The organism is Plantactinospora solaniradicis (assembly GCF_042658085.1).
Classification (GTDB): domain Bacteria; phylum Actinomycetota; class Actinomycetes; order Mycobacteriales; family Micromonosporaceae; genus Plantactinospora; species Plantactinospora solaniradicis.
Map to the genome: position 1 here is coordinate 86137 of NZ_JBHSPR010000010.1, position 24484 is coordinate 110620.

Annotated in this window: 23 protein-coding genes and 1 pseudogene; 19 read left to right on the top strand and 5 right to left on the bottom strand. The window is 71.3% G+C overall.

Annotated features, from left to right (window positions below; translation table 11 throughout):
- The first annotated feature begins 11 nt into the window (after positions 1 to 11).
- Positions 12 to 431, top strand: coding sequence for a GNAT family N-acetyltransferase (locus ACFP2T_RS12785; protein ID WP_377422764.1), 420 nt, complete (start codon positions 12 to 14; stop codon positions 429 to 431).
- 30 nt (positions 432 to 461) lie between these two features.
- On the opposite strand, the gene ACFP2T_RS12790 is transcribed toward ACFP2T_RS12785, so the two are convergent.
- Complete coding sequence (locus tag ACFP2T_RS12790) at positions 462 to 1523, bottom strand: ArsR/SmtB family transcription factor (protein WP_377421079.1); 1062 nt, start codon at positions 1521 to 1523, stop codon at positions 462 to 464.
- Between the two features lie 93 nt (positions 1524 to 1616).
- On the opposite strand from ACFP2T_RS12790, the gene ACFP2T_RS12795 reads away from it, so the two are divergent.
- The 7 genes from ACFP2T_RS12795 to ACFP2T_RS12825 all read left to right on the top strand — a co-directional run bounded on the left by ACFP2T_RS12795 (position 1617) and on the right by ACFP2T_RS12825 (position 9607).
- Complete coding sequence (locus ACFP2T_RS12795; protein ID WP_377421081.1) at positions 1617 to 2435, top strand: isocitrate lyase/PEP mutase family protein; 819 nt, start codon at positions 1617 to 1619, stop codon at positions 2433 to 2435.
- A gap of 133 nt (positions 2436 to 2568) precedes the next feature.
- Entirely contained in the window at positions 2569 to 3597 is a 1029-nt protein-coding gene (locus tag ACFP2T_RS12800) for a glutathione S-transferase family protein (RefSeq protein WP_377421083.1), read from the top strand.
- 191 nt (positions 3598 to 3788) lie between these two features.
- Entirely contained in the window at positions 3789 to 4079 is a 291-nt protein-coding gene (locus tag ACFP2T_RS12805; RefSeq protein WP_377421085.1) for a hypothetical protein, read from the top strand.
- A 63-nt stretch (positions 4080 to 4142) separates the two neighbouring features.
- Entirely contained in the window at positions 4143 to 7427 is a 3285-nt protein-coding gene (gene fdh / locus ACFP2T_RS12810; protein WP_377421087.1) for a formate dehydrogenase, read from the top strand.
- A gap of 5 nt (positions 7428 to 7432) precedes the next feature.
- Positions 7433 to 8404 carry a 4Fe-4S dicluster domain-containing protein gene (locus ACFP2T_RS12815; RefSeq protein ID WP_377421089.1) on the top strand — a complete coding sequence of 324 codons (972 nt, stop codon included), beginning with the start codon at positions 7433 to 7435 and terminating at the stop codon, positions 8402 to 8404.
- Between the two features lie 22 nt (positions 8405 to 8426).
- On the top strand, positions 8427 to 9452 hold the full coding sequence (nrfD, locus tag ACFP2T_RS12820) for an NrfD/PsrC family molybdoenzyme membrane anchor subunit (RefSeq protein WP_377421091.1): 1026 nt from the start codon (positions 8427 to 8429) through the stop codon (positions 9450 to 9452).
- Positions 9449 to 9607, top strand: coding sequence for a hypothetical protein (locus ACFP2T_RS12825; protein ID WP_377421093.1), 159 nt, complete (start codon positions 9449 to 9451; stop codon positions 9605 to 9607). Before nrfD ends, ACFP2T_RS12825 begins: the two co-directional genes overlap by 4 nt.
- Before the next feature lie 130 nt (positions 9608 to 9737).
- Here the strand turns inward: ACFP2T_RS12825 and ACFP2T_RS12830 are convergent, their stop codons facing one another.
- Positions 9738 to 10436: a TetR/AcrR family transcriptional regulator gene (locus ACFP2T_RS12830; RefSeq protein ID WP_377421095.1), complete on the bottom strand. Its 699-nt coding sequence runs from the start codon at positions 10434 to 10436 to the stop codon at positions 9738 to 9740.
- Positions 10437 to 10528: 92 nt separating this feature from the next.
- Here ACFP2T_RS12830 and ACFP2T_RS12835 point away from each other — a divergent pair, with 92 nt between their 5' ends.
- Positions 10529 to 11710 (top strand): FAD-dependent monooxygenase, encoded by a 1182-nt coding sequence (locus ACFP2T_RS12835; protein ID WP_377421097.1) that lies wholly within the window; start codon positions 10529 to 10531, stop codon positions 11708 to 11710.
- Positions 11711 to 11902: 192 nt separating this feature from the next.
- On the top strand, positions 11903 to 12106 hold the full coding sequence (locus tag ACFP2T_RS12840; RefSeq protein WP_377421099.1) for a hypothetical protein: 204 nt from the start codon (positions 11903 to 11905) through the stop codon (positions 12104 to 12106).
- A 146-nt stretch (positions 12107 to 12252) separates the two neighbouring features.
- On the opposite strand, the gene ACFP2T_RS12845 is transcribed toward ACFP2T_RS12840, so the two are convergent.
- The gene (locus ACFP2T_RS12845) at positions 12253 to 12477 is read right to left on the bottom strand and encodes a hypothetical protein (RefSeq protein ID WP_377421101.1); all 225 of its coding nucleotides are present in this window, start codon (positions 12475 to 12477) and stop codon (positions 12253 to 12255) included.
- A gap of 132 nt (positions 12478 to 12609) precedes the next feature.
- Between ACFP2T_RS12845 and ACFP2T_RS12850 the strand changes: the two genes are divergently transcribed.
- The 8 genes and pseudogenes from ACFP2T_RS12850 to ACFP2T_RS12885 all read left to right on the top strand — a co-directional run bounded on the left by ACFP2T_RS12850 (position 12610) and on the right by ACFP2T_RS12885 (position 22300).
- The gene (locus ACFP2T_RS12850; protein WP_377421103.1) at positions 12610 to 13701 is read left to right on the top strand and encodes an ATP-dependent DNA ligase; all 1092 of its coding nucleotides are present in this window, start codon (positions 12610 to 12612) and stop codon (positions 13699 to 13701) included.
- Positions 13702 to 13794: 93 nt separating this feature from the next.
- Positions 13795 to 15357, top strand: coding sequence for an alpha/beta hydrolase (locus ACFP2T_RS12855; protein WP_377421104.1), 1563 nt, complete (start codon positions 13795 to 13797; stop codon positions 15355 to 15357).
- Positions 15358 to 15495: 138 nt separating this feature from the next.
- The gene (locus tag ACFP2T_RS12860) at positions 15496 to 16494 is read left to right on the top strand and encodes an NAD(P)-dependent alcohol dehydrogenase (RefSeq protein ID WP_377421106.1); all 999 of its coding nucleotides are present in this window, start codon (positions 15496 to 15498) and stop codon (positions 16492 to 16494) included.
- Positions 16495 to 16559: 65 nt separating this feature from the next.
- Complete coding sequence (locus ACFP2T_RS12865) at positions 16560 to 17027, top strand: GNAT family N-acetyltransferase (protein ID WP_377421107.1); 468 nt, start codon at positions 16560 to 16562, stop codon at positions 17025 to 17027.
- 175 nt (positions 17028 to 17202) lie between these two features.
- On the top strand, positions 17203 to 17763 hold the full coding sequence (locus ACFP2T_RS12870) for a hypothetical protein (RefSeq protein WP_377421109.1): 561 nt from the start codon (positions 17203 to 17205) through the stop codon (positions 17761 to 17763).
- Between the two features lie 244 nt (positions 17764 to 18007).
- Positions 18008 to 18163, top strand: a pseudogene (locus ACFP2T_RS12875) (DUF397 domain-containing protein); the annotation flags it as partial.
- 167 nt (positions 18164 to 18330) lie between these two features.
- Positions 18331 to 18828 (top strand): GNAT family N-acetyltransferase, encoded by a 498-nt coding sequence (locus tag ACFP2T_RS12880; protein WP_377421111.1) that lies wholly within the window; start codon positions 18331 to 18333, stop codon positions 18826 to 18828.
- A gap of 235 nt (positions 18829 to 19063) precedes the next feature.
- Entirely contained in the window at positions 19064 to 22300 is a 3237-nt protein-coding gene (locus ACFP2T_RS12885) for a S8 family serine peptidase (protein WP_377421113.1), read from the top strand.
- 52 nt (positions 22301 to 22352) lie between these two features.
- On the opposite strand, the gene ligD is transcribed toward ACFP2T_RS12885, so the two are convergent.
- Both ligD and ACFP2T_RS12895 read right to left on the bottom strand, forming a co-directional pair.
- On the bottom strand, positions 22353 to 23384 hold the full coding sequence (ligD, locus tag ACFP2T_RS12890) for a non-homologous end-joining DNA ligase (RefSeq protein WP_377421115.1): 1032 nt from the start codon (positions 23382 to 23384) through the stop codon (positions 22353 to 22355).
- A 46-nt stretch (positions 23385 to 23430) separates the two neighbouring features.
- Complete coding sequence (locus ACFP2T_RS12895; protein WP_377421117.1) at positions 23431 to 23892, bottom strand: hypothetical protein; 462 nt, start codon at positions 23890 to 23892, stop codon at positions 23431 to 23433.
- Positions 23893 to 24026: 134 nt separating this feature from the next.
- Between ACFP2T_RS12895 and msrB the strand changes: the two genes are divergently transcribed.
- A complete protein-coding gene (gene msrB, locus ACFP2T_RS12900; protein WP_377421119.1) occupies positions 24027 to 24461 on the top strand; it encodes a peptide-methionine (R)-S-oxide reductase MsrB in 435 nt (144 codons plus the stop codon).
- Positions 24462 to 24484: the final 23 nt, after the last annotated feature.

Sequence of the window (24484 nt, forward strand, 5' to 3'; positions counted from 1 at the left end):
ACGCCGGCGAGATCCTGACCGTTCAGCGGGCCGCGTACGTCAGCGAGGCGCAGCGCTACCGGGAGCCGCTGCTGCCACCGCTCACCGAGACGCTGGACGAGGTCCGCGCCGTACTGGCCGATGGCGGCATCGTGCTCGTCGCGCGGCTCGGTACCCGGCTCGTCGGCGCGGTCCGGGCCAGGATCGAGGACGGCACCGGCCACGTCGGCCGGCTCGCCGTCGCCCCCGATCTGCACGGTCTGGGCATCGGCAGCAGACTGCTGCGCGCCGTGGAGGCCGCCTGCCCGGCCTCGGTACGCCGATTCGAGTTGTTCACCGGGGCCGACAGCGAGAACACCGTGCGGCTCTACCGCCGACACGGGTACGTCGTGTTCGCGCACCGCTCGATCGACACCGGCCCGGGACTGCTGTACCTGGAGAAACACCGGTAGCAGGTGCTGCCCGCCCCGGACCGCCCCGCCTCAGCCGGCCACGGTGAGCAGCGCGTCGGCGACGGTGGTCCGGGTGTTCAGGACGGAACGGCCGCTCCGGTACGTGGACACCAGCCCGGCGGCCCGGAGCACGGCGAGATGCTGGGACACCCCGCCCGCGGAGATCCCGGTACGCCGGGCCAGCTCGGTGGTGGAGATCGGCGCCCGCATCTCGACGAGCAACCGGGCCCGGCCCCGCCCCAGCACGGCGCTCAGGGTGTCGGACGCCTGTCGTGGGGCCTCCCAGAGGGTGCCGACGCCCCGAGCCGGATAAGCGAGCTGCGCCGCGGCACCCCCGGCGACGCTCGCACCCCCGGCGACGCTCGCACTCCCGGCGACGCTCGCACTCCCGGCGACGCTGAGCACGGACGGCCAGACGAAGACCGACGGGATCAGCACCAGGCCCCCGCCGTCCGCGACGTCGACGGCGGTGCAGTGGCGTTGGGCGATCGAGAGTGTCTCGTCCTCCCAGCGCACCTGTTGATGGAGATCGTTGAGGAGCCCGGCGGCACCGTTCTCGGCCAGTATCCGGGCCCGGTGCTGCACCTCGGCGTCCAACAGCAGCCGGATCCGGGGCCAGTCCGGCGCGAGCGCGATCCGCCAGTACTCGGCGATCTCGTCGGCGATCCGGCGCAGCCCGGCCGCCGGATCGGCGTACAGGGCACGCACCGCCGCCGACCGGGCGCCGCCGTACAGGTCGAGGTCGGCGCGGACGACCTCGGGCGGGGTGGCCCGCAGCACGGCGAGTTCGGCGTCGAGGTCCGGGGTCAGGCCACCCGGCGGCGGCGTGAGGAAGTCGGGCAGGTAGCCGGGCCCGGCCGGGATGAGCTGCCAGAGCAGACCGCCGTCGGCCGCGTCGGGACCGTGGGTGCGGTCGGTGCCGACCAGGCCGGCGGCGCGGAGCCGAGGGCGTACCCGGTTCACCCACGGCAGGTGCACGGCGTGGTCACCGGTGTCCCGCAGCACCCGGACGCTGGCGGCGACCTCCCACACGCAGGAGACCGCGAACCGGATCCGGGCGACAGCGCCGGCCGACAGACCGATGGCAACCACGACGACGACCTTCCGTTCCGGTCCGAACCGCTTCCGTTTTAGCCAGAGCTGAAAGAGTACGGCTGTCGCCGGTACCAGCGGAAACTACCTGGCATGACTGATCAACAGAGCCGGGCCGACCTGTTCCGTTCGCTGCACGTCCCCGGTACCCCGGTTGTCCTGGTCAATGCCTGGGATGCGGCGAGTGCCCGGATCGTGGCGGCGGCCGGGGCGCGCGCGGTCGCGACGACCAGCGCCGGCGTGGCGTGGAGCCTCGGGGCGCCCGACGGCGACGTCCTCGGCCGCGACCTGGCCACCGACGTCGTCGGTCGAATCGTCGGCACGGTGTCGGTACCGGTGAGCGCCGACATCGAGGCCGGTTACGGGGCAACGCCGGAGCAGGTGGCGGAGACCGTCCGCGCGGTACTCGCCGTCGGCGCGGTCGGGGTGAACATCGAGGACGCCGTTGCCGGCGACGTCCCGGCGCTACGCGATGTCGCCGAGCAGTCGGCCCGGCTGGCCGCCGCGCGGTCCGCCGCCGACCGGGCCGGGGTGCCGCTGTACGTCAACGCCCGGATCGACACCTTCCTGCGTGGCCTGGGTGGCGTCGCGGAGACGGTCGACCGGGCGGCCGCCTACCTCGCGGCCGGCGCCGACGGGGTGTTCGTACCCGGGCTGGTGGATCCGGACACGATCGAAAAGCTCGTCGCGAACATCCCGGCGCCGGTCAACATCCTGGCCGGACCGGGCGCTCCGGCGGTGCCGGAACTCGCGAGGCTCGGCGTGGCCCGGGTCAGCCTCGGCTCGGCGGTGGCCGAGGGCGCGTACGCGGTGGCGCAGCGGGCCGCCGACGAGGCGTTCGGGCCGGGCACGTACGGGGCACTCGCCGGAGCGCTGGACTACGGGACGATCAACGCGCTTCTGCGACCCTGACGATCCCGGCGACGAACCACAACCGGCGAGCGACCGGGCACCGGGCGGCCGGACGGCGGGACGACCGGACGGCGGGGCGGCGGGGCGGCGGGGCGGCGGTTGCGGAGCGGAGTGGCTGGGGAACGATAGCGACATGTCGAACACCAAAGACGGCAGCTACCTCAGTGCCGGCGGGGAGTTCACCCGCGACCAGCGTTACATCGCGACACGGATCACCGAGGACGGGCGGGACGGCTACCCGGTGGAGCCCGGCCGGTACCGGCTGGTGGTGAGTCGGGCGTGCCCGTGGGCGAACCGGGTCATCATCGTCCGCCGGCTGCTGGGGCTGGAGGACGTCCTGTCGATGGGGGTCGCCGGGCCGACCCACGACGCCCGGAGTTGGACCTTCGACCTCGACCCCGGCGGTCGCGATCCGGTACTCGGCATCGAGCGCCTCCAGGAGGCGTTCTTCGCCCGGTTCCCCGGCTACGAGCGGGGGATCACCGTCCCGGCGATCGTGGACGTACCGACGGGGCAGGTGGTGACCAACGACTACGCCCAGATGACCCTGGACCTGTCGACGCAGTGGCGGGCGCACCACCGCTCCGGCGCCCCCGACCTCTATCCGGAGGCGCTGCGGGCCGAGATCGACGAGGTGAACGCCGTGGTCTTCGCCGACGTGAACAACGGGGTCTACCGGTGCGGTTTCGCCGGCAGCCAGGAGGCGTACGCGAGGGCGTACCACCGACTCTTCGACCGGCTCGACTGGCTGTCGGCCCGGCTGGAGGGCCAGCGCTACCTGGTCGGCGACACCATCACCGAGGCCGACGTCCGGCTCTTCACCACGCTGGTCCGGTTCGACGCCGTCTACCACGGCCACTTCAAGTGCAACCGGCAGAAGCTCACCGAGCAGCCGGTGCTGTGGGCGTACGCCCGGGACCTGTTCCAGACGCCGGGCTTCGGCGACACCATCGACTTCGACCACATCAAGCGGCACTACTACGAGGTGCACCGGGACATCAACCCGAGCGGCATCGTGCCGGAGGGCCCGGACCTGACCAACTGGCTCGACCCGCACGGTCGGGAGGCGCTCGGCGGGAGTCCCTTCGGCGCCGGCAGCCCGCCGGCACCGCCCCGGTCCGACGAGACCGTCCCGGCCGGGCACACCCCGCTGGCGGCCTGACCGCCGATAGGTCCCCGGTGCCGGCCAGGGTTTCCCGGCCGGTACCGGGCAGGGATTCCCGGCCGGTACCGGCCCGGCGGACCACCAGCACGGCCAAACCGACCGCACGGCTACAGGCGAAATGAGAGGATTATTGCTGGTTGGGCGTCGGTAGTGCACGGACGCCGGCAGGTGCGCGACGGGGGGTCGGCATGGCGAGCAAGGCAGCGGTGCTGCGCCTGGTCGGGCTCGGCCGGAGCTACCAGGAGATCGGCGCGACGCTGGGCATCCCACCCGGTCAGGCGTACCTGATCGGGACCGGGATTCCGGCCGACGGCGGCGGCACGGTGACCAGAGCCCAGCGCGAGCGCCCGGGGATCCTGCCGTCCCGAACCCAGCGCCTGGTCAACCCGCGCGAGGCACCCCCGCCTCCGGCCGAACCTGTGCACGAGTGGATGCGTAGCCGGGCTCACGGCGACCAGCTGACCCGGCCGGGGCGGTAGCCCGACCGGCCGCCCGCGCCCCGACCGACGCCCCGGACCAGCCATCGAGGACAGGAGCCCGCCGTGCGCCAACTTCCGATCGGTTCGTGGCCGGTGTGGCGCCAGCTCACCGGGCCGGACCGGACCGGCCGGGCGGCTTCGGTGAAGTCGCGACAGAGCGATGCCCTTCAGGCTCGCACCGCCAGCGCGGACCGGGTGGTCAAGTCGGTCTGCCCCTACTGCGCCGTGGGCTGTGCCCAGAACGTGTACGTCCGCGACGAGCGGGTGGTGCAGATCGAGGGAGATCCTGATTCGCCGGTGAGCCGGGGACGACTCTGTCCGAAGGGTGCCGCCTCGCTGCAACTGACCACCGATTCGGGCCGGCTGGACAAGGTCCGCTACCGCCCCCCGTACGCCACGCAATGGCAGGACCTCGACCTGGCCACCGCGATGGAGATGATCGCCGAACGGGTGATCCGGACCCGGCGGGAGACCTGGCAGTGGGAGGAGGAGGACGGCAGCCTGCTCGCTAGGACGATGGGGATCGCCAGCCTGGGCGGCGCCACTCTGGACAACGAGGAGAACTACCTGATCAAGAAGCTGTTCAGCGCGCTCGGGGTGATCCAGGTGGAGAACCAGGCCCGGGTCTGCCACAGCTCCACGGTGATCGGCCTCGGTACGTCGTTCGGGCGCGGCGGCGCGACCACCTTCATGCAGGACATGCAGCACGCCGACTGCATCGTGATCGAGGGCTCCAACTTCGCCGAGGCGCACCCGGTCGGCTTCCAGTGGGTGATGGCGGCCAAGGCCCGGGGCGCCACGGTGATCCACGTCGACCCCCGGTTCACCCGGACCAGCGCCCTCGCCGACCTGTTCGTGCCGATCCGGGCCGGCACCGACGTCGCCTTCCTCGGCGGGATCATCAACCACGTACTGACGCAGGAGAAGGACTTCCGGGAGTACGTGCTGGCGTACACGAACGCCTCGACCATCATCAACGAACAGTTCCAGGACACCGAGGACCTGGACGGGCTCTTCTCCGGATTCGACCCGCAGGGCCACCAGTACGCCGAGGAGAGTTGGCAGTACGAGGGCGTCCAGTTGGTCTCGGCCAGCGGCGAGCGCGACAGCCAGTACCTCGCCCGGCAGGCGGCCCAGATCGACCGGCCCGGCTCCCCCGGACGCGACGCCGGCGAGCACGGATCCGGCCAGGGCGAGAAACACGGCTCCGGCAGCGCCGCGCTGGACGGCCAACCCCGGCGGGACCCGACGTTGCAGGACCCCCGCTGTGTCTACCAGATCCTCAAGCGGCACTTCTCCCGCTACACCCCGGAAATGGTCGAACGGATCTGCGGCATCCCGCCGGAGGTCTTCGCCGAGGTCTGCCGGCACCTGGTCGACAACTCCGGGCCCGAGCGCACCAGCGAGTTGGTCTACGCGGTCGGCTGGACCCAGCACACCGACGGGTCGCAGTTCATCCGCTCGGCCAGCATCCTGCAACTGCTGCTGGGCAACATCGGCCGGCCCGGCGGCGGCATCCAGGCGCTGCGCGGGCACGCCAGCATCCAGGGCTCGACCGACATCCCGACCCTGTTCAACCTGCTGCCCGGCTACATCCCGATGCCGCACGCGCACAAGGCACAGACCCTCGACGACTTCATCGTCGCGGACGCCGCCCGCAAGGGGTTCTGGGCGAACATGCGGGCCTACACGGTGAGCCTGCTCAAGGCCTGGTGGGGCCCGGCCGCCCGGGCCGACAACGACTTCTGCTTCAACTACCTGCCCCGGATCACCGGCAGCCACTCCCACTACGACACCACGCTGGAACAGCTGGGCGGCACCTGCAAGGGCTACTTCCTGCTCGGCGAGAACCCGGCGGTCGGCTCGGCGAACTCCCGGATGCAGCGGCTCGGGATGGCCAACCTGGACTGGCTGGTCGTCCGGGACCTGACCATGATCGAGAGCGCCACCTGGTGGAAGGACGGCCCCGAGATCGAATCGGGCGAGCTGGCCACCGAACGGATCGGCACGGAGATCTTCGTACTGCCGGCCGCCGCGCACACCGAGAAGGCCGGGAGTTTCACCAACACCAACCGGCTGCTCCAATGGCACCACCAGGCCGTGGAGCCGGCCGACGACCGCCGCAGCGACCTGTGGTTCATGTACCACCTGGGCCGGCTCATCCGGCAGAAGCTGGCCGGCTCGACCGATCCGATGGACCGGCCGATCCTCGACCTGACCTGGGACTACCCGACGACGGGCAGCACCGCCGAGCCGGTCGCCGAGGCGGTGCTGGCCGAGATCAACGGCTGGGACTCCGACGGCCGGCCGCTGTCGACGTACACCGAACTGGCCGACGACGGCTCGACGGTCTGCGGATGCTGGATCTACTGCGGGGTGTACAAGGACGGGGTCAACCAGGCCGCCCGCCGCAAGCCGGCCGAGGAGCAGCACTGGGTCTCCCCGGAGTGGGCGTGGGCCTGGCCGGCGAACCGCCGGATGCTCTACAACCGGGCCTCGGCCCGGCCGGACGGCAGCCCGTGGAGCGAGCGCAAGAAGTACGTCTGGTGGGACGACGACGCCGACCGGTGGACCGGGTACGACATACCCGACTTCGAGCCGACGAAGCGACCGGACTACCAGCCGCCGGAGGGCGCCCGGGGGATCGCCGCACTGCGCGGCACCGACGCCTTCATCATGCAGGCCGACGGGCTCGCCTGGTTGTACGCGCCCACCGGGGTCGTCGACGGGCCGCTGCCCACCCACTACGAGCCGCAGGACTCCCCGATGGACAACCTGCTCTACCGCCAGCAGCGCAATCCGGCCCGGCTGCTCCGGCCGCACGAACACAACCGGTACCACCCGAACGGTTCCCAGCGCGGTGCGCAGATCTTCCCGTACGTGGTCACCACCTACCGGCTGACCGAGCATTTCACGGCGGGCGGGATGAGCCGGCACACGCCGTACCTGGCCGAACTGCAGCCGGAGTTCTTCTGCGAGGTCTCCCCCGAACTGGCCGCCGAGCGGGGCCTCGTGCACGCCGACTGGGCCACCATCGTCACCGCCCGCAACGTGATCGAGGCCCGGGTCCTGGTGACCGAGCGGGTGGCACCGCTGCACGTCGACGGCCGGATCATCCACCAGATCGGGCTGCCGTTCCACTGGGGACCGAACGGCTACAGCCGGGGCGACGCGGCCAACGAACTCACCTCGATCTCGCTGGACCCCAACTCGCACATCCAGGAGAGCAAGGCACTGTCGGCGGACATCCGCCCGGGTCGCCGGCCACGGGGGCCGGACCGGATGGCGCTGGTCCGGGACTACCAGCGTCGGGCCGGGATCACCGAACGCACCGGAACGGAGGCGTAGCCGCGATGGCTCTCGATCTGCGTGAGGCGACCGGCGGGGAGCGGGATCCGGCCAGCGCCGGAGGCTACGCGGAGCCCCCGGAACGGGTCGGCTTCTTCACCGACACCAGCGTCTGCATCGGCTGCAAGGCGTGCGAGGTGGCCTGCAAGGAATGGAACGCGGTTCCGGAGGACGGGCTGCTCTTCACCGGCATGTCGTACGACAACACCGGCAGCCTCGGTGCCGACAGTTGGCGACACGTCGCCTTCGTCGAACAGCCGCGCCGCCTCGGCCGGCAGGAGACCCACCTGGCCCCGACCGAGTTGCCACCCGACCTGCTCCGGTCGGCCGGCGGACGGACCGCCGTCTCGCTCGGCATGCCCGCCTCGGCACCGCCGGACGGACACGTCTCCGCCGCGGCCGAGATGGACTTCCGCTGGTTGATGTCCTCCGACGTGTGCAAGCACTGCACCCACGCCGCCTGCCTGGACGTCTGCCCCACGGGCGCGTTGTTCCGCACCGAGTTCGGCACGGTGGTGGTCCAGCAGGACATCTGCAACGGCTGCGGCTACTGCGTACCGGCCTGCCCGTACGGGGTGATCGAGAAGCGCCCGTCGAACGGGCTGGTCTCGAAGTGCACCCTCTGCTACGACCGGCTCTCGGTCGGCCAGGAGCCCGCCTGCGCCAAGAGCTGCCCCACCGACTCGATCCAGTTCGGCGAACTTTCCGAGCTTCGCGAGCGGGCGGCCGGCCGGGTGCGGGACCTGCACGACGCCGGTGTGACCAGCGCCCGGCTCTACGGCGCCGATCCGCACGACGGGGTCGGCGGTGCCGGCGCGTTCTTCCTGCTGCTGGACGAGCCCGAGGTGTACGGCCTGCCGCCGGACCCGGTCGTCACCACCCGGGACCTGCCCGCGATGTGGCGACGGGCCGGGCTGGCCGCCGTGGGTCTGTTGGCCGCCCTCGCCGCCGTCGCGATCCCGGGAGCCCGACGATGAGCCAGCGCAGTGAGGAAACGCCATGAGCCGTACGGATGTCCCACTCGACACCTCGCTCGACCTGCCGGCGGAACGGGATGCCCTGATCGGCTCGGCCGGGCGGCCGGAGCGCCGGCAGCGCGGCGAGCGGCTGATGGTGTCGAAGGCCGAGTTCCGCTCGTACTACGGCCGGCCGGTACTGAAGCCGCCGCCCTGGCAGGCGCCCGACATCGGCGGATACCTGTTCTTCGGCGGGCTGGCCGGCGCCTCCTCGACCCTGGCCGCCGCGGCCGAACTCACCGGCCGGCCGCACCTGGCCCGAGGGCTCAAGGCCGGTGCCGCCGTCGCCGTCGCCGGGTCGCTCTACTCACTGGTGCACGACCTGGGCCGCCCCGAGCGCTTTCTCCACATGCTCCGGGTGGTCAAGGTGACCTCCCCGATGAGCATCGGTTCCTGGCTACTGACCGGGTACGGCCCGCTGGCACTGCTCGCCGCCGGGAGTGCCGTCACCGGGTGGCTGCCTCGACTCGGCCGGCTCGGCACCCTCGGCGCCGGCGTCGTCGGTCCGGCCATCGCCACGTACACCGCGACGCTGATCTCCGACACCGCCGTACCGGTCTGGCACGAGGCACACCGGGAGCTGCCGGTCGTCTTCGTGGGCTCGGCCGCCGCTTCGGCCGGCGCGCTGGGCCTGCTCGTGGCGCCGGACTCGGAGGCGGGCCCGGCCCGTCGTGCCGCGCTGCTCGGCGCCGTCACCGAACTGGCGACGGCCCGCCGGATGGAGCGCCGGCTGGGCATGGTGGGCGAACCGCTGCGCCGAGGCATCGGCGGTGCGCTGCTGCGGGCCAGCCGCGTGCTGACGGCGGGCGGAGCCTTGGCGCTGACCGTCCCCGGCCGGAACCGGGTGGCGACGAGGGTGGGCGCGGCGGCGATGATCGCCGGCTCCGTCTGCCTGCGGTTCGGGATCTTCCAGGCCGGCGTGGCGTCGGCGCGGGATCCGAAGTACACCGTGACGCCGCAACGGGAGCGGCTGGAAGCCAGGGGCGGAAGCCGGAGGAGCCGACCATGAGGGCCGTGACGAGATACCTGCCGTTCGCCGGGATCGTGCTCGGCACCTGTGCCGCGGCCATCCTCGCCGGACGGCGCGACGGTCCGGACGGTCGCCGGTCCCGCCGCCGAGCGGGTTGGCGACAGCTGCGACGACCCGGCGCACCCCCTCGATGACAGCCGTACCCGCTGGGTGACGGCCGTACCCGCTCGATGACGGCCGTACCCGCTGGGTGACGGCCGTACGTGCTGGGTGACGGCGCCGATCCCGACCGCCCGGTCCCCGGCCGGGTTGGCCGTGGACCGGTCACCCGCCGACGCTTGCGGCGCCGGTCTCCGGGAGGTCGGTACCGGCCATCGCGAACAGGACGGTCCGGACGGCCTGGTGGAAGTCCGCGCGGCTCTGCTCGCTGCCCGGCGGTGGCGCGGTGAGGGAACCGGCACCGACGAGGCGGTCGAAGAGCAGTCCGTCGACGCAGGCGACGAGGTGGTTGCCGCGCTGCTCCGGGTTTGCCGCACCCGCCCGGGCGAGCAGCGCACGGGCCTGGGTCCGGGACGCGGTCCCGTACGACAGGATGTCCCGCAGCTCGGGGTGGTGGGTGGCCTCGAGCAGGCAGGCGTACCGGGCCAGCGTCCGGGTACGGCCGATGGTCAGCCACCGGTCGAGCAGGCCGGCGATCCGGCCGGCGAGCAGGTCGAGGTCCCGGGGTCCGAGTGGTTCCACCCCGGCGATGGACGTGGCCGGGGCGGAAGCGGTCGGCCCGTCGGCCGCCCCGTCGGCGGGTGGTTCGGTGGCTTCGAGGTCGGCCCGGTCGAGGTCGGCGAGTCGGCGTACGACCGCCTCGATGAGCGCCTTCCGGGTCCGGAAGTACGCGGACGTGGAGCCGAGCGGCAGTCCGGCGCGGGCGTCGACCGCGCGGTGGGTCAGTCCCCGCATGCCCAACTCCGCCACGAGTTCGATCGCGGCGTCGGTGATGACGGCGAACCGGTTCCGCCGGACAGCCATCCGCGCTCCTTCACCCCACTTTTCTACGGCTGTAGTATGCCTTTCTACAGTTGTAGAAGAACCGAGGCACGACGGATTCGCGGAGGTGGAGGATGACGGAGAACCGGACCGCCGTGGTCGTGGGCGCCGGCATCGGCGGGCTCTGCGCCGGGCTGGCGCTGTCCCGGCACGGCTGGCAGGTCACCATCCTGGAGCGGGCGCCGGCGTTCGGCGCGGTGGGCGCCGGGCTCACGCTGATGTCCAACGCACTGGCCGGGCTCGACGCCCTCGGGGTGGGCGACCGGATCCGGGCCGCCGGCCAGGTGGAGGCGCCCGGCGGCAGCCGTACCGCCGACGGCCGCTGGCTGTTCCGCATCGAGGCCACCGAACTGACCGACCAGCTCGGCACCGAGTCGCTGGGCATCCACCGGGCGACGCTGCACGGCATCCTCCGCGACGCCCTGCCGGCCGGCAGCACGCTGGTCACCGGGGCGGAGGTCGTCGACGTGGCCGCCGGGCCACCGGCCGAGGTCAGCTACCGGACGGACGGCACCCGGATCACGGTCGGCGCCGACCTGGTGGTGGGCGCGGACGGCCTGCGCAGCACCGTGCGGGCCCGGTTGTGGCCGGCGGCTCCCCCGCCGGTGTACGCCGGCTCGACCGCCTGGCGCGGGGTCACCGACGAGCCGTGGGACGGCGAACTGTACGTCGCGATCAGCTGGGGACCGGGCGCGGAGTTCGGCATGGTGCCGCTCGGCGACGGCCGGGTCTACTGGTTCGGCGCGGTCAACGCCCCGGCCGGCGGGAGCGACCCGGACGAGTTGCGCGCCGTCCGGGACCGGTTCGGGTCGTGGCACGCGCCGATCCCGGACCTGCTGGCCGCCACCAGCGCCGAGACGGTGCTCCGGAACGACATCTACCACCTCGGTACCCCATTGCCGTGCTACCGGCGCGGGTCGGTCGTGCTGCTCGGCGACGCCGCCCACGCGATGACCCCGAATCTGGGCCAGGGCGCCGCGCAGGCGATCGAGGACGCGGTGGTGCTCGGCGCGACCGTGGGCGAGGGTGCCGGTGACCTGGCCGCCGGGCTGATCCGGTACGACCGGCAGCGCCGCCCCCGGAGCCAGCACGTGGCCCGCGCCTCCTACCGGGTCGGCCGGTTCGGCCAGCAGCTCCAGAATCCGTTGGCGGTTACGCTACGTAACACTCTTCTCCGGTTCATCCCGCCCCGCACCGCGCTCCGCTCGATGGCCCGGTACGCCGACTGGCAGCCGCCCCGGCCCGACGGAACCTGACGCTGGGTAGCAACCGAAATCGATTTCCGAGAGATCCCCGGATCCCACGCGAGATGAATCGGCCATTCATCTACATTCATTCGACGACGTTGCTGTGATCCGTGCCCGATCGTCCTGAATAGCCGCATAATGCATCACAGCACCACTAGGCATCAGGCCCAAAGTGGCTTAAAAGGAGCGAGAGGCACAAACGTGAAGCTCACCTTTGTTCGCAAAACCGCGCAGTCCCAGGTCAACAACTGCCCGTCGCTGTACCGCACCGACCGTGGCACCTTCGTCGTGCAGGGCTGGCGGGTCTCCGACCCCGAGGCGCTCGCCCAGCTCGACATTCCGGCACACGAGACGGCCGTGGAGGTCCCGGCCGACGTGCTCGCGGAGATTGCGAAAACACTGTAGGTAACTGTTCGACGGCCCGACAGGTAACTCGACGGCCGTGTGACGACAAGGCCCTGTAGAACATCGGCCGATCGGCTCACCGGGCACGTGCGGAGGCCCTGCCGCGCCACCCGAGGTGGTGAGCCGATCGACCTCAGGAAGTGGATTCACGCACCATGCCCGGCCGGCAGCTCACGGAGGTCGGCCAGGGTCACCGGCGTACGGGTCAGCAGCAGCCGCTCCAGCGCGGCGACGCTACCCACCTCACCCAGTACGTCCATCCCGCCGACCTCCCGGCGATAGCGGTACCCCAGCCGGTAGAGGTATCTCCCGCCGATCCGCTCGATGCTCACCTGCCACCGGCCGCAGCAGACGCAGACCCAGTCCCGCATCCGGCGAAGATAGCTCTGACCTGCGGAAACGCCGACTCTCTCGGGATACGCGCGGTGCTGGCGGGACGGCCGGGACGGTTGAGGCGAACGAGGAGCACCACGGGCCGGCGACGATCTGGTTGACTTGGCCGGGTGGACCTGCCGATCAACCCGCCCGTCGAACCGATGCTGGCCCGGAGCGTGCCGAAGATTCCCACGGCCGAGGGGATGACCTACGAGCCGAAGTGGGACGGCTTCCGATGCATCGTCTTCCGCGACGGCGACGAGGTCGAACTGGCCAGCCGGGGCGGCAAGACTCTGACCCGCTACTTCCCCGAGGTCGTCGCCCAGGCCCGGCAACAGCTACCGACGCGCTGCGCGGTCGACGGCGAGCTGATCGTGATCCGCCGGGACGGTCCGGACGGTGCCCCCCGGCTGGACTTCGAGTTGCTGAGCCAGCGCATCCATCCGGCCGCCTCCCGGGTCGCCATGCTGGCCGAGACCACCCCGGCCGACCTGGTCGCCTTCGACCTGCTCGCGATCGGCGACGAGGCGCTGCTGGACCAGCCGTACGCCCAGCGGCGGGCTCGACTCGTCGAGGCGCTGAGCGGAGTCGTCCCGCCGGTGCACGTCACCCAGACCACCGACGACCCGGAAACGGCACGCCGCTGGTTCGAGATCTTCGAGGGAGCGGGCCTGGACGGGCTGGTCGCCAAGCCGGCCGACATCCCGTACGAGCCGGGGAAGCGGCTGATGTTCAAGGTCAAGCACACCCGTACGGCCGATGTCGTGGTCGCCGGGTTCCGCTGGCACAAGTCCGGCCCCGTGGTCGGCTCGCTGCTGCTCGGGCTCTACGACGACGCGGGCACCCTGCACCACGTCGGTGTGTCGGCGTCGTTCACCGCCGCGCGCCGGGCCGAACTCCTCGACGAACTGGCGCCGTACCGGGGCGAGATGGCCGACCATCCGTGGATCCACGGCGACCACACCAGTGGGCAGCGGATTCCGGGCGGACCGAGCCGGTGGTCCGGCACGAAGAGCCTGGAGTGGGAGCCGCTGCGGCCCGAACTCGTGGTCGAGGTCGGCTACGACGCGATGGAGGGGGACAGGTTCCGGCACACCGCGCAGTTCGTCCGCTGGCGGCCCGACCGCCAGCCCCGCTCCTGCGGGTACGACCAACTCGACCGCCCGATCCGGTTCGACGTCGACCAGGTACTCCGGGGCGATCCGGCGACCACCGCCTGACCTGTCCCCGACGCCGGCCCCGGCCGTCCGCCGCCCCACGCCGTCCAGCCCGACCGCGTAGCCTGGCGATCGAGAAAACCACGGAGGATTCTCTTGGCCCGCACGCACCTTCGCCGACTGCCCCTGGTCGGTTTCGTCGCCGTCGTCCTGCTTGCCGCCGGGTGCACCCTCCCGGTGTTCGACCGGGGCGACGAGGGCGACCAGAACACCCCGAAGGCGTCGAGCGCCGCCGGGCCGACCTGGAAGCCGTGTCCGGAGGTGCCGCGCAAGCTCGTCGGCCGGGGCGCGGCCAACATGCGGTACGACTGCGCCACCATCTCCGTACCCGGGGACTGGAACGCGGGGGGCGGAGCCGGCGGCGACAAGGTCGAGATCGCCCTGCTGCGGATCCGGTCCAGCAAGCAGCAGGACCGGATCGGCTCGCTGCTGGTGAACCCGGGCGGGCCCGGCGGCTCGGGCGTCGACTCGGCGGTCTACCTGTCGTTCGGATCGGCCTTCGGCGGGCTGCCCGACGAGGTGACCCGACGGTTCGACATCGTCGGCTTCGATCCGCGCGGCGTCTCCCGGTCCTCCCCCGTCAAGTGCGTGCCCGACGCCGACCTGGACGCCACCTTCGGCTTCGAACCCGACCCGGAGAGCCAGGCCGAGTTCGACGAACTGGTGGCGCTCAACCGCAAGATCGGCGCAGCCTGCGGCGAGAAGTACGGCGACCGGCTGCGCCTGTTCGCCACCGAGCAGGCGGCCCGGGACATGGACGCGATCCGGACCGCGGTCGGCGACGAGAAGCTGAGCTATCTCGGTTACTCCTACGGAACCCTGCTGGGGGCGACGTACGCGCAGCTCTTTCCGCGCAACGTCCGGGCGTTCGTGCTCGACGGCGCGGTCGACCCGAAGCAGGGCATGGTGGCCGGCTCGGAGAGCCAGGCCAAGGGCTTCGAGCGGGCCTTCACCAACTTCACCGACTGGTGCGAGCGCACGCCCGGCCGCTGCCCGATCGCACCGGACGCCCGGACGGCGGTGACCCAGGCGATCGAGAAGGCCCGGGTCTCGCCGGTACGCGGCGCGAAGGGCCGCGAGGCGACCGCCGGATGGATCTTCTACGCGGTGATCTCCTCGCTCTACACGGAGGCGGGCTGGGAGAAACTGGCCGCCGCCATCGACACCCTCGCCGACGGCGATCCGAAGGGCACCTTCGAACTGGCCGACGCGTACGCCGAACGGGACGCCGACGGCAAGTACACGAACCTCTTCGACGCCAACCTCGCGGTCAACTGCGCCGACGAGGAGAACAAGGTCGGCGTCGACCGGATCCGTACCCTCCAGTCGGAGTGGCGCAAGAAGTACCCGCTTTTCGGCCCCCCGCTGGCGACCGGAATGCTGAGCTGTGAGTTCTGGCCGGGGCAGCGCGACCCGTACCCGACCGGACCGGCGACCGGCGCGCCGCCGATCGTGGTCGTCGGCACCACCGGCGACCCGGCCACCCCGTACGAGCAGACTCCCAAGCTGGCCGAGATGCTCGACGTCGGCGTGGTGCTGACCTGGCAGGGCGAGGGCCACACCGCCTACCCGCAGACGAGGTGCATCACCAACGCCGTCGACGCCTACCTCATCGAACTGAAGCCACCACGCGAGGACACCAGTTGCCCGGCCCGGTGAGCGGCCGGCGACGGTTTCGTCCTCGTACTTTGGACTGATCTGGCGAGGCGTACTTTGGGCCGATCCGGCGAGACGCGGGCGTTCCTACCCTGATTTTCAGGCACGGGCCAGCACACTCCCGCGGATTACGGAGACACCATGAAGGCGATCTTCCAGGACCGGTACGGCTCATCCGATCTGTTGCAACTGCGGGACGTCGACCGGCCGGTGGCTGCCGACAACGAGGTGCTGGTCCGGGTACACGCCGCCGCCGTCAACGCCCGCGACTGGCACATCATGCGGGGCGACCCGTACCTGGCACGGCTGATGTTCCGCCCGGTGTTCGGATTTGGCGGGCCGAAGACGAAGATCCGAGGCAGCGACTTCGCGGGCCGGGTGGAAGCGGTCGGCAGCCGGGTGACCCGGTTCCGGGTCGGCGACGAGGTGTACGGCGACGTCGGCGACGGCGACGGCGCATTCGCCGAGTACGTCTGCGCCACTGACGACCTGCTGGACCACAAGCCGGCGAACCTGACGTTCGAGCAGGCGGCCGCGATCCCACTGGCCGGGAGCACCGCCCTGATGGGCCTGCGCAGGGCAGGGGTGCAGCCCGGACAGCAGGTGCTGATCAATGGCGCGTCGGGAGGCGTGGGAACGTTCGCCGTCCAGATCGCCAGGTCGCTCGGGGCGGAGGTGACCGGCGTGTGCAGCACCAGAAACGTGGACCTGGTCCGGTCGATCGGCGCGGACCACGTCGTCGACTACACCCGGGAGGACTTCACCCACGGCAACCGGCGGTACGACGTGCTCTTCGACCTGGTGGCGAACCGGTCGCTGGGCGAGTACCGACGGGTGCTGACCCCCACCGGAACGCTCATCCTCTCCGGTGGAGGCGTATCCGGCCCTCGTCCCCGCCTGTTCGGGCCGATGGGTCTCACCCTCAGCGGAATGATGCGGGCACGCTTCGTCCGCCATCGGGTGCTCACCCTCACCGACGTGCCCCGGAGCAGCGAGATCCTGGCGTCGCTCCGGGAACTCGTCGAGGCTGGCAAGGTCGTCCCGGTCATCGACCAGACGTACCCGTTGGTCGAGACCCCGGAGGCGATCCGCTATGTCGAGGTGGAGCACGCCCGCGCGAAGGTCGTCATCACGGTGTGACGGTCGGCCCCTCGTCGGCGGGCCCGAGCCGGCAGTCAACCGGGCCGATGTGCCAGGCTGTCGGGATGGCAGACCTGGCCTTCCGGACGGCACGCCGGGATGACGTACCGGCGATCGTGGCGATGCTGCACGACGACGCGATCAGCGCCGCGCGGTACCCGGGACATCCGGTGAGCGAGGAGATCGACGCCGCCTACTGGGCCGGATTCGACGCGATCGACGCCGATCCGCGCAACGACCTGGTGGTCGCCGAGCGCGACGGCGAACTGGTCGGCACGATGCAGCTCACCTTCATTCCGTCGATGAGCCGACGCGGCGCCGAACGGCTTCAGATCGAGGCGGTACGGGTCCGGTCCGACCTGCGCGGCGCCGGGATCGGCCGGGAAATGATGAGCTGGGCGGTCGACCAGGCGCGGGAGCGCGGGTGCGGACTGGTCCAGTTGACCACCGACAAACAGCGTACGGACGCGCACCGCTTCTACGCCTCGCTCGGCTTCCGGGCCAGCCACGAGGGCATGAAACTGTCGCTCTGACATCTGTCCTTTGTGGCCGCTGAGTTTTGCCAGGTACTTATTCTGGTAAAACATCGAGCAGCGGATCTACGAGGCCACCGACTTCTTCGTCGATGTGGTCAATCGGAGCACCGCAGCGTGGACGTCGCAGGCGGCCACGGCATACCGGCAGCGCGCCCGTACGCACGCGGAGTCGGTGCAGGCCCTGGGCGCGGTCGCCGACGCCATGAGCAAGGCGACCACCATCGTCGGTGCGATGGTCGGCATCATCCGCAACACCATCCGCGACATCGTGGCCGAGGTCATCGGAGCCTGCATCTCCAAGGCGCTACAGGCCCTCACGGTGGTGCTGATCCCCAAGGTCGCCGCCGAGATCGCCATCCTGGTGAGCAAGACCAGCAGCAAGATCCTCAATCTGCTCAAGCGCCTGTTCGAGGCGATCAAGCGCATGGGTGTGCTCACCCGTCAGTGCGACGCCATTCTCGCGCAGATCGGCCAGGCCAGCCGCAACACGCTGCGTCTGGAGGCGTTCCGCCTCCAGTCCGTCGGTGAGAGCACGCGCAGCTGGAGCGGTTACCGGCAGGCGGTCAGCACGATTGGCCAAGGCCACACTGCGGTGCACGGCCCGGTCGGACAGGTGATCGAGAACACGGCGCGCGGTGCGGGCCAGTCGAACACCGCACAGAACACCGGGCAGGCGGGCGATACGCTGCGTGGCGACAACCCGGCCCCGAAGCCCATCGAACTTCCGCTCTGACGGGGTGGCACCGTGGAACCGCAGGATGACCGGATCGCTAAACGGCTCGCCGGGATCAGGGAACAGGAGGCGGATCTGCATCGCACGGCCGCCGAACGGAACGCCGACGCGCGGGACCTCGGCACCCAGGTCATACGGCGGGAGGGCGGCTTCCTTCGGTCACTCCTGTTCCTCGTCGGGGTGCTGGTCCTGGCGGCCAGCCTGCTCGGGGTGGCCGTCACCCTGGGCCGACTGTCCGCCGAGGACACGCTCCGGGCCCGGCGGCGGCGAATGCGTCGAGGTGGCGGACAACCTGCCGGGCCGGGTGCTGGTCCGAGACAGCAAGGACCGGTACGGACCGGTGCTGACCTTCGGTCCCGAGTCATGGCGAACCTTCGTGACGGAGGTCCCGCATCGCTGACCCGGCGAGGATGATGTGCCGTCGAGCGATATGACCCGACGGCATAATTATGACTCGGTGGCATATCACTCAACCGGTATGCCTCGCCGACGGCGTCGAACCGGCAGCTCGGAAGCCACCGGGAATCCGTTGGCATCGGGCTCGTCGGCGAGGCTAACGTCTGGCCGATGGGTGAGGTACGCAGGGCGACCCCGGCGGACACCGCAGAACTGGTCCGGCTCCGTGGGGTGCTGCTGGCCGCCATGGCGGGGCGCGAGCCGGCCGGCGAGGAGTGGCGGCGGGCCGCGAGCAAGACGCTCCGGACCCGGCTGTCCGAGGTGGATCCGACGCTGGTCGCCTTCGTCGTGGAGCAGCCCGAGCAGCCGGAGCAGCCGGGCGCCCTGGCCGCCTGTGCGGTCGGCACGGTCGAGTACCGGCTCGGCGGGCCGGACAACCCCTCCGGCGAGGTCGGCTACGTCTTCAACGTCGCGACCGATCCGGACCACCGGCGGCGGGGCCACTCCCGGCGCTGCGTGACGGCGCTGCTCGACTGGTACCGCGACCGGGGGATCCGCACCGTCGACCTGCGCGCGTCCGAGGCGGGCGAGCCGCTCTACCGCTCGCTGGGCTTCGTCCGTACGTCCGACCCCGCCATGCGGCTCCAACTGTCGGAGGTGGACGCCTGACCCGGCTGTCCCCAGCCAGCCGCCCGGTCAGGCCCCCGAGCGCGTGCGACGGATGTCACAGCGCTGGCCGCGACACCTGTGACCTGGGTGAATATCGACTGGGAACGCTCCCGAAATCGACGGTTCGTAACTCGGAAACACCGACTGGGAAGTCTCGGGGAATTCCTTCACCGGACCGTGGGCCACGGCGACGAGGCCGTGGCCCACGGTCTGTCGCGTTGAAATGGAGACCCCCATGCGACAACGCCGCTATCTGGCGTATGGCGCGGCTGCCCTGATCGTGGCGGCCGGACTCGTCGGCACCACCCCGGTCGGCGCGTCCGCCGAGCCCCGGCCCACACCCTCGGTGCCGGCAGCCTCGGAGCGCGAAAGCACCCGCGTGGTGACGCTGTTCACCGGTGACCGGGTGACCGTGCACGGCAGGAGCATCACCGCCATGCCCCGCTCGGGTGTGCACTTCCTCCGCTACCAGCGGGAGAAGTCCGACTACCTCGTACCCTCGGACGCCCTACCGCTGTTGAAGGCGGACCGGTTGGACGAGCGGTTGTTCAACGTCACCGAACTGCTCGGCTCCGAATTCGACAAGCTGTCGTACCTGCCGCTGCTGGTCTCGGACGCGGCCCGGGTACGCGGGTTGGCGGACGGCCCCGACCTGGCCGCCGTCGACGGGTTCGCCACCAAGGTGCCGATCGGCGACCTGGCGAGGACCTGGCAGACCACCCGCACCTCGCTCACCGACGGCAAGATCTGGCTCGACGGCGTCCGCAGGTCGACGCTGGACGTGAGCGTGCCCCGGGTCGGTGCCCCGGCCGCATGGCAGGCGGGGTACGACGGTTCCGGAGTCAGGGTCGCGGTGCTGGACACCGGGATCGACGACAGCCACCCGGACCTCGCCGGCAAGGTCGTCGAGCGGAAGAACTTCGTTCCCGAGTACGAGGGGCCGGCGGACCTCGTCGGGCACGGCACCCACGTGTCGAGCACGATCGTGGGCAGCGGCGCCGCCTCGGCCGGTCGGTACAAGGGGGTCGCGCCCGGCGCCGCCCTGCTGGACGGCAAGGTCTGCTACCGCTTGGACGACGGTCGCGGGGTCTGCCCGGACTCGGCGGTGATCGCCGGCATGCAGTGGGCGGCGGAGTCCGGCGCCAAGGTGGTGAACATGAGCCTCGGCGGAACCGACGAACCCGGAGTCGACCCGCTGGAGGCGGCGGTCAACGACCTGACCGCCGAGTTCGGCACCCTGTTCGTGGTGGCCGCCGGCAACGCCAACCCGTTCGCGCCGTACCGGGTGGCCTCGCCGTCGACCGCCGACGCCGCGCTCTCGGTCGCCAACTGGACCAAGACCGGCGAGCTGAACACGTCGTCGTTGCCGGGCCCACGCGTCGCCGACTACGCCGTCAAGCCGGACATCGCCGCTCCCGGTACCGAGATCATGGCGGCGCGGGCCCCGGCCGGGCTGCCGCCGCTGCCGGAGGGGCAGTACTTCTCGGCCACCGGCACCTCGATGGCTTCCCCGCACGTGGCGGGCGCGGCGGCACTGCTCGCCCAGGCGCATCCGGACTGGCGGGCCGACCAGACCAAGGCCACGCTGATGGCCTCGGCCGAGCCGCTCGACGGTGCCGACGTCTTCGGCCAGGGCGCCGGCCATGTGCAGGTCGGTCGGGCGCTCGGCCAGCAGGTCACCGTCACCCCGCCGTCGCTGGGCCTCGGTGCGCTCGAATGGCCGCTCACCGACGGGCCGACGAGCCGGAAGCTGACGTACCACAACTCCGGTACGGCAGCGGTCACGCTGGACCTGGCGGTCGACGGGACCGCCCCCGCCGGGCTACTGGCGCTCGGCGCGTCCACGGTGACCGTGCCGGCCGGCGGTGCCGCCTCGGTCGACGTCACCGTGGACGAGCGGATCGGCGGCGAGGCGTACGGCGTGTTCAGCGGCCGGTTGGTCGCCACCGCCGACGGGGTAAGCCTCGGCACCCCGTTCAGTACCTTCCGGGAACCTCCGGCGGCCAGCCTGAACGTCCGCACGGTCGGGCGTGGCGACACCGCGCCGATCACCACCTTCATCAAGCTCCGCGATCTGGCCAGCGGCGAGGAGTTCGTGACGTACGAGCCGGCGGAGCACTACCGGGTCCCGCTCAACTCCACCTGGGCGGTCACCGCCGCCGTGGTCGAGACGGACGGAACGGTCAGCTTCCTCGCCAACCCTCGGGTGGTGGCCGACCGCAATCAGGAGGTGCCGCTGGACGCCGGCCGGGCGCGTCCGATCGACATCACCGTGCCCGACCGGAAGGCGGTGCCCTACGACGCACAGGTGGCGCTGACGCAGACCGGCGACGGCCGCTGGTGGACCGAGTCGGTGCAGGGTGACCCCCGCACGATCCGGACCGCCGGTCTCGGCCCGAGGGACGTACCCGGTATCGGCAGCTACCTACAGGCGGTGTTCCAGGGTCCGGCCCGGGACGGCGCCTCGGCCGGCGGTGCGGACGTCTACCAGTTGGGTTGGCACGTCCCCGGCTCCTTCGTCACCGGGTTCACCCGGCGGGTCCGGTCGAGGGACCTGGCCACGGTGACCGCCGAGTACGCCCGCAACGCCCCGGAGGTGGAGTCGACCCGGTACAACCAGCCGCTCCCGCCGGAGGACGTCTGGCTCTCCGGCTCGGCGCTTCCGCCGGTGCAGCCACCGGTCCGGCGTACCGAGTACTACGGCGGGAACCTCGGCTGGCAGTCGACCGTCGTCGAGGAGGGAACGGCCGTCCCGGGCACCGTCACCTCCTGGGCGCACCCCACGGCTGCGGAGTACCGGGCCGGTCGGAGCTACCGGGAACGCTGGAACGCCATGCCGATCACGGTGACCGTGGCACAGCGCTCCCCTGGCTGGGCGGCGGCGGTACGGGAGGGCGACACCATCCGGACCACCTTCGACACCTACACCGACGCGGCCGGTCACCTGGGCCTGCCGTACGGGATGCAGAACCACGAGCTGACCCTGCGCCAGGGTGACACCCTCCTCGGCGCGTACGACTTCCTGTACGGGAACTGGCAGGTCGGCGTGGAGGCGGAGAAATACCGGATGCGGTACGCCTTCGACATCCCGACCCCGCTGGTCACCCGACTGGAGTCGGAGTGGACGTTCCGCACCTCGGCGGAGCAGCAGGGTGAACTGCCGCTCACCACGATCGGGTTCGCGCCGGAGCTGGCGATCGACAACTCGGCCCGGACCGGGAGCCGGCTGGCGGTCCCGCTCGTCGTCACCCAGCAGGCCACCGCCGGCAAGGTCCGCTCGGCCGAGGTGTCGGTCTCGTTCGACGACGGCCGGACCTGGCAGAAGGTGCCGACCCGGAAACTGCGCGAAGGATACGTCGCGACGATCCAGCACCCGAGGCAGGCCGGTCACGTCTCGCTGCGGGCGTACGCGGTGGACTCGGCCGGCAACACCGTGACCAGCACGGTCATCCGGGCGTACGCGATCAGGTGAGTTGGGAGGGGGCCCTTCTCATGCAAAAAGCGATAAGAAGGGCCCCCTCCTTTCAACTCTCCTTGCGGTCGCGGTCCTTGGAGGGCTGGACCCGCTTCGGTTCGCCGGGCATCTTGGGATGGTCGGGCGGGTAGGGGAGGTCGCCGGAGCCGTCGTGGTCGTCGCGGTCGGCCCACTCCAGGAGCGGCGTGATGTCCCAGGGGGTGTCGTCGATGCCGGCGTGCGGATCGCCGATCTTCGCCACCCGCTCCGGCACGGTACGCAGGTCGAAGTCGTCCGGCTCCACGTCCGGCAGTTCGTCCCAGGTGACCGGAGTCGAGACGGTGGCCCGGGCGTTGGCCCGCAGCGAGTAGGCGCAGGCGATGGTGCGGTCCCGGGCCATCTGGTTGTAGTCGATGAAGACCTTCTCGCCGCGCTGTTCCTTCCACCAGGAGGTGGTGACCAGGTCGGGGCGGCGGCGTTCGATCTCCCGGGCGAAGGCGATCACGGCCCGGCGTACCTCGGTGAAGGTCCAGCGCGGCTCGATCCGCAGGTAGATGTGCACTCCCCGGCCGCCGGAGGTCTTCGGGTAACCGACAGCGCCCAGTTCGTCGAGCACGGTGCGGACCTCGCCGGCCGCCTCCACCGCGTCGCCGAAGTCCGTGCCCGGCTGGGGATCGAGATCGATCCGCAGCTCGTCCGGGCGGTCCACGTCGGTGCCCCGGACCGGCCAGGGGTGGAACACCACCGTGCCCATCTGGGCGGCCCAGGCGACGTGCGCCAGGTCGGCCGGGCAGAGTTCGTCGGCGCTCCGGCCGCTCGGAAACTGGATCTTCGCGGTCTGGATCCACGGCGGTACGCCCCGGGCCGGCACCCGCTTCTGGTAGAACATCTCCCCCTCGATGCCCTCGGGGAAGCGCTGCAACGCCGTCGGCCGGTTGCCGAGGGCCCGCATGATCCCGTCACCGACCGCGAGGTAGTAGTCGAACATGTCCTTTTTGGTGAACCCTCGACGCGGAAAGTAGACCCGGTCCGGACTGCTCAGCCGTACCGTGTGCCCGGCCACCTCGACCTCGACGGGCTTCGCCTTCGCGCTGCCACCCATTCCGCGACCCTATGCCACCGGTCCGACATCGGCCTGCCGATGGGGATCAGTCGGGCGGGTTGCCGTACAGGTGTGCCTCCCAGAGCTGGCCGATCAGCACGAGCTTCTGCTCGAACCGGGGATCCCGATCGAGCGGTCCGCCGTCGTACGGCGCCCGGAGCCGCAGTGTGGTGCCGTCGACGAGGTAGACCGCGACGAGGGTACGGCCGGCACGGCGCTCCGCCCGAACGGCGACCGCGCTGTGCCAGGACACGAAGGCGCGCGGTCCGAACGAACGGCTGCGGATTCCCGTCTCGTCCAGCCGGGTGCGGACCCGGAACCGGGTGGCGGTCCCGCACAGCGCACCGAGCGGCAGCGGCGCGAGGACGGCGACCCAGACCAGTTCCGACAGCTCGCGCTCGCCGGGTACGGCGGTGACGATCACGAGCACGGCGGCACTGCCCAGCCCGCCCCAGCGGAGCCCCCGGACCAGCGCCTGCCGCCAGGTCAGCCGGAATTCGGCCAGCACCGGACCCTGGTGCCGCCTCCGACTGTTCCCGCCCGGCCTGGTGGCCGCCCGCATGTCCTGTCAACGACCAGATGTCCCGGCCGGTGATTAGCCGCTGCCCGTCGGGTCGAAGATCTCCGCCGTACCGTAGGGGTATGGCTGTCGACGACAACAGTGCCCGGACCGACGGGCAGAGCGGGCTTCCGACGAGCGAGGAAGAGTGGCGGGTACGGCTGAGCCCGGAGGAGTTCCGGGTACTGCGCCAGGCCGGCACGGAACGCCCGTGGACCGGGGAGTACGTGGAGACCACCACCCCCGGCACCTACCACTGCCGGGCCTGTGGCGCGGAACTCTTCGCCAGTGACACGAAGTTCGACTCGCACTGCGGCTGGCCGAGCTTCGACAAGGCGCTGCCCGGCGCGATCCGCTACGTGGAGGACCGCTCGCTCGGGATGGTCCGGGTCGAGGTCCGGTGTGCCAACTGTGACTCCCACCTCGGGCACCGCTTCGACGGTGAGGGGTACACCCCGACGAACGCCCGGTACTGCATCAACTCGGTCTCGATGCGCCTCGACCCGTTGGGCACGTAGGATCTGGGTAGATGTCCGAAACG

Coding starts and splice junctions, on each gene's coding strand:
- ACFP2T_RS12795 (WP_377421081.1), top strand. CDS start 1,617: ATGACTGATCAACAGAGCCGGGCCGACCTGTTCCGTTCGCTGCACGTC.
- ACFP2T_RS12800 (WP_377421083.1), top strand. CDS start 2,569: ATGTCGAACACCAAAGACGGCAGCTACCTCAGTGCCGGCGGGGAGTTC.
- ACFP2T_RS12805 (WP_377421085.1), top strand. CDS start 3,789: ATGGCGAGCAAGGCAGCGGTGCTGCGCCTGGTCGGGCTCGGCCGGAGC.
- ACFP2T_RS12815 (WP_377421089.1), top strand. CDS start 7,433: ATGGCTCTCGATCTGCGTGAGGCGACCGGCGGGGAGCGGGATCCGGCC.
- nrfD (WP_377421091.1), top strand. CDS start 8,427: ATGAGCCGTACGGATGTCCCACTCGACACCTCGCTCGACCTGCCGGCG.
- ACFP2T_RS12825 (WP_377421093.1), top strand. CDS start 9,449: ATGAGGGCCGTGACGAGATACCTGCCGTTCGCCGGGATCGTGCTCGGC.
- ACFP2T_RS12830 (WP_377421095.1), bottom strand. CDS start 10,436: ATGGCTGTCCGGCGGAACCGGTTCGCCGTCATCACCGACGCCGCGATC.
- ACFP2T_RS12835 (WP_377421097.1), top strand. CDS start 10,529: ATGACGGAGAACCGGACCGCCGTGGTCGTGGGCGCCGGCATCGGCGGG.
- ACFP2T_RS12845 (WP_377421101.1), bottom strand. CDS start 12,477: ATGCGGGACTGGGTCTGCGTCTGCTGCGGCCGGTGGCAGGTGAGCATC.
- ACFP2T_RS12860 (WP_377421106.1), top strand. CDS start 15,496: ATGAAGGCGATCTTCCAGGACCGGTACGGCTCATCCGATCTGTTGCAA.
- ACFP2T_RS12865 (WP_377421107.1), top strand. CDS start 16,560: ATGGCAGACCTGGCCTTCCGGACGGCACGCCGGGATGACGTACCGGCG.
- ACFP2T_RS12880 (WP_377421111.1), top strand. CDS start 18,331: ATGGGTGAGGTACGCAGGGCGACCCCGGCGGACACCGCAGAACTGGTC.
- ACFP2T_RS12885 (WP_377421113.1), top strand. CDS start 19,064: ATGCGACAACGCCGCTATCTGGCGTATGGCGCGGCTGCCCTGATCGTG.
- ligD (WP_377421115.1), bottom strand. CDS start 23,384: ATGGGTGGCAGCGCGAAGGCGAAGCCCGTCGAGGTCGAGGTGGCCGGG.
- msrB (WP_377421119.1), top strand. CDS start 24,027: ATGGCTGTCGACGACAACAGTGCCCGGACCGACGGGCAGAGCGGGCTT.